The 1,277-nt window shown below is 24.5% G+C and carries 1 protein-coding gene; it reads right to left on the minus strand.

The annotated features are described in order from the left end of the window. Positions 1-134: 134 nt before the first annotated feature. The gene (locus tag HMPREF1551_RS03255) at positions 135-1,169 is read right to left on the minus strand and encodes a hypothetical protein (protein ID WP_021627602.1); all 1,035 of its coding nucleotides are present in this window, start codon (positions 1,167-1,169) and stop codon (positions 135-137) included. Positions 1,170-1,277 lie beyond the last annotated feature (108 nt).

Genomic DNA, 1,277 nt, shown 5'->3' on the forward strand with positions numbered 1-1,277 from the left:
AATTCTTCCCATTATTACTAAGTCTGTTTTAAAGTGTTCCGTAAACGCTAAGAGACTTTGTCCTTTAAATAATTCCATAATACATTAATTTTCAGAGTATAAATACATGAAATTATTTTGACACCTCAATAGTTTTATTTCATTATTTCTCCAATCATAATATACGCCCCTTTTTCCATAAAGGCAGCTTCAAAAATTATGTATTTATCCTTATAAAAACCATATATACTTGATTCTATTGTAAAATCGCTCGTATTGTATTCTTTCCAAGTTTTTCCATAATCATATGAAAAGCGAATTGTAGGATAATACTCTTTTCTTTTATAGTCGCATACAAAATTTTTATAACGATATTTATATTTTTCATCTTTAGGAGAAAATTTAAATAATTCCCTCTCAGTTAGGTCGTAAATATGCACAGTTCCTGTCACTAAATCAATTACCCCTAAATTAATCTCTCCAAAAACATCAGTTATGGTAGAGTATGTTTTTGTCAAATTTCGTATTGTTGTAAATTTTTCTCCTATAACATTATATCTAATTATTTTATTCTTATCTAAAAAAATTATATTTGCGTCTTTATCTTCTAATATGTAATTACCTTTAGTAACTATATTGGGAATTTTATAATTTACATTATTTAAAATATCTATTAATATAACATCTCCATTTTCATTATATGAAATAAAATTTCCATTAAATTTTATCTGAGAAATACTATTAGGAGAAAATTCTCTAATTTTTTTATATTTTAATAAGGTATTATCTAATAAGTAAATACAATTTTTAGCATTGTTTCCATAACCTCCTATATTAGTTTCTATTAAAGACTTTTTGCCATATGAAAGGATAGAAACAATAGATTTTTCAGGAAATATGATTTCTTTGTATTCATTTCCTAAATCTTTAGAGATGAATAAAATGGCATTATCTTCTTTAGTATCAAAGAAGTAGCTATCTTTTTCTGCTGCAATAAAAATGATAGATTCATTCAAAATTAGAAATTTTGTAACATTTAATCCTCTTTTAGATTCAATCCCTTTTCCGTAAATGTTTTCGTATAAGTCATATTTACTAATCCATTCTATTTTTCCTTGATTAATTATATTTGGGGTACAACTATTGAAAATAATAAATATAATAAAAATATAGGTGAGTAGATTGTTCATTGTTCTATCTTGTTTTTAATTTATTGAGGTGTCTATTTAGCTGCATACTAATTGACTTTGGGAAACGGGAAAATGCTCTACAATTCTTTTCATTAATTTGTTAAAGAT

It is taken from the genome of Capnocytophaga sp. oral taxon 863 str. F0517 (assembly GCF_000466425.1).
Taxonomy (GTDB): Bacteria; Bacteroidota; Bacteroidia; order Flavobacteriales; family Flavobacteriaceae; genus Capnocytophaga.

What these genes read in the sequence shown, in the direction of transcription:
- HMPREF1551_RS03255 (WP_021627602.1), bottom strand. Translation starts at nt 1,169, where the DNA reads ATGAACAATCTACTCACCTATATTTTTATTATATTTATTATTTTCAAT.